Source organism: Thermoleptolyngbya sp. M55_K2018_002, from assembly GCF_015295965.1.
Classification (GTDB): Bacteria; Cyanobacteriota; Cyanobacteriia; order Elainellales; family Elainellaceae; genus Thermoleptolyngbya; species Thermoleptolyngbya sichuanensis.
In genome coordinates, this window is sequence record NZ_DVEA01000229.1 from 1 (window position 1) to 2851 (window position 2851).

Sequence of the window (2851 nt, forward strand, 5' to 3'; positions counted from 1 at the left end):
GGGGATCTTGCACGCTTTGCTACAAACAGTAGGACTTTTCAAACATCCTCTAAGATTTGTTGCACTGTGGGCTGGACAGTGAGTTAAACGGCGGGCTAGAGCCTCAGACTGACTCGCTGCGGCAGCACGGTGCTGGTTTTCTGAATCGTCCAGTGTGGCAAGACCGATTGCATTGATCCGTCCGTGAATGCAGACACCAGCGCCTTTACGTTCTGCCGCATGGTGGCGATGTAGTAGTCCGGCTGCAAAGCTTCGGGGCCGCCTGTTTCCATCGGGTCAAAGGTGCTGATGTTCACGTCCAGATCTTGGGCGATCGCCGCAAACGCATCTTCTCCACTTTGAGGCTCCGTCAGCAGCGTTTTTAGATTACTGGCTTTTACCGTATCCATGACGCGCTTCACGTCTTGGGGCGATGGGTTGACATCTGGCACATCGACCAAAAACTCAGCCTTTAGCCCATAGCTTTCGGCAAAGTAAGGTGCGAAGTCATGGAAGGCGACAAAGGTTTTATTGGCAAACGGCCGTAGCTGTTGGGTAATTTCTTCATCCAGCGCTTGCAATTGCTGAATGTAGGCGGCCGCATTGGCGGTGTAAACGGTCTGCCCGTCGGGATCGGCCGCAATCAGCCCATCGCGAATATTTTCGACCTGCTGGACGGCCCGCTTTGGATCAAGCCAGACATGTGGGTTAAACTCTCCGTGGCTATGGCTATGGGCAGTCGGTTTGCTTGCGGCTTCCTCAGCATGATCGTGAGCATGATCGTGATCGTGACTATGGCTGTGCCCGTGATCGTGGGCTTTTCCTTCAATAGACTCAGTTGTGATCGTGGCTATACCAGCACTGGAGTCAATCACTTTCAGGTTTGTATTTCCTGCGTTTTCAATCAAGCTATCCAAAAATGATTCCATTTCCAGTCCGTTTTTCACCAGCACATCTGCCTGGGCAAGCCGCTGGGCATCTTCGGGGCGGGCCTGATAGTCGTGGGGGCCGACACTGGTTGGCAGGAGTTGCGTCACCTCAGCGCGATCGCCCGCCACAGCCTTTGTGAACTGGGTCATTGGAATAAACGTAGTGACGACCCGGAGTTCTGGCGTATCGGCGACTGTCGGCGGCTGGGATTCGGCATTGTTGCTAGTGGAAGCAGTGGTGCAACTGCCCAAACCGAGGGCGATCGCCGACGCAACGACAATGGAAATGCGCTTTGGAGAGACATAGCGAATGGCTGAGCCTGCCTGTTGCCAGGTTGCTTTGGGAGGGGTCATGGTACTCATCCTCAGGTACAGGTCTAGTGGGAAAACGATTAGAAAAGCAGCTAGCAGCTATGAGAATGATTATCATTTTCTCTAACGTTATACCACAGAACCAGAGGCACGATTTTCCTACCAGCAGTCATTATTTGTTTAATCAGATGTCTAATCAGATGAGCGCCTTGCAGGATTGCAGGCTGTGGCATTGTCTTGAGTTCATAATCCGTGCAGCCGATTGCTAATTCCGACAGCGCCCGACAGGGATGCACCGCACATTTCAAGTGATACTCCCCAGTAAAGTAAGCACAGCGGCTGCACGGAACCTGATGCAGTCGCCTGAGTCGCGCTATCCCGTCCTGAACTGCAAAACAAACGGCCAGACAGAAACAGACCGTGACCAGCCAAATTCCAAGAATGCAGAGAGGATTCATTTGAGAACGATGTTGGTAAGCATAGCTATAAGGATTGAGGTAAGCATGACTGAAGGTTTCACCCTAGCCCGCAGATGCAATCTCGAATGCAGAGTGTTGGACAGGCAGACGCGAGAAGGATTGCCAAAAGTCTAGAATTTGCTCAGCCGTGGACTGGGGAAAGTGATAGTGAAAGAAATAGCGCCCACCCGGACATTGCCACAGGCGATCGCCCGGTAGAGTCCAGCCTGTTTCATCTTTTTGGAAGAAGCCTTCGTCCTTGAGCCAGGGTCGCCAGCCGTCCAGCGCGTTGGGGTCGATGATTGCGTCTTCTGAGCCGCCGCAGACCAGCAGCGGCACGGGCACTCCACCAGGAAACAAGCTTGCCCGCCGATATAGCGTGTGGGGCGACAGTGAGTTGTCCAGGTCTTTTTCCAAAAGCTGAATCAATTCTTGCGTGACTGGCCAGGACTGTCGCCCAAATAGAGTGGGCACCATCTGCGCCAGCACCGTTTCGCGGCTACAGGGCAGTAGGGCAAAGCGGCTGTAGTAGTGCGCCTGCCAGTCTACCAGCGGATATACGCCGACGGAAAGCAGGGTGAGCGATCGCACTCGTTCGGGATGTCGCCGCGCATAGAGTAGGGCCAGTGCGCCGCTGATGCCATGCCCCAGCAGATGCACCGGGCGATCGCCCTGCTTGAGATAGTCGTGCAGTAGCACCAGCGCCGCTGCCATCGACACGGCTTCGTCCTGGGTCTGGCAATATTGCCAGTGGGCGATCGCCCCATATTGCGCCAGATGCTTTAGCAGCGGGCGATCGAATTTTTGCAGCGCAGGGCTGACGTTGAGCCACAGTGCATCGGGCGATGAAGACATACAGAATTCCTTGCAAGATAAACACGAATGGAGCCGCTAGATGAGAATCTAAGTCAATTAGCCTTTTAGCCTCATCTGGCATTCCTCATCTGGCATCTGAGTTGCAAGGCATTGGGCAGAGGGGGAGTCGGGAGGATGCTAAACGCCAAATCCCAATCCCAATCCCAATGCCTGCCACGCTACGAAAAACGGCTTTTAGGAAATCTTGAAAAGCCTTGCACTCTTAGAGGATGTTTGAAACGTCCTACTGTTTGTAGCAAAGCTTGCAAGATCCCCCTAAATCCTCCTTAAAAAGGGGGACTTTAAGGCGGTTTCCCC

Annotated in this window: 2 protein-coding genes; both read right to left on the reverse strand. The window is 53.6% G+C overall.

From position 1 onward, the window contains the following. Positions 1-95 precede the first annotated feature (95 nt). Positions 96-1262, reverse strand: a complete 1167-nt coding sequence (locus tag IGS51_RS11290; RefSeq protein ID WP_297078490.1) for a zinc ABC transporter substrate-binding protein — start codon at positions 1260-1262, stop codon at positions 96-98. A 479-nt stretch (positions 1263-1741) separates the two neighbouring features. Beyond that, positions 1742-2533, reverse strand: a complete 792-nt coding sequence (locus tag IGS51_RS11295) for an alpha/beta fold hydrolase (RefSeq protein ID WP_297078491.1) — start codon at positions 2531-2533, stop codon at positions 1742-1744. Positions 2534-2851 lie beyond the last annotated feature (318 nt).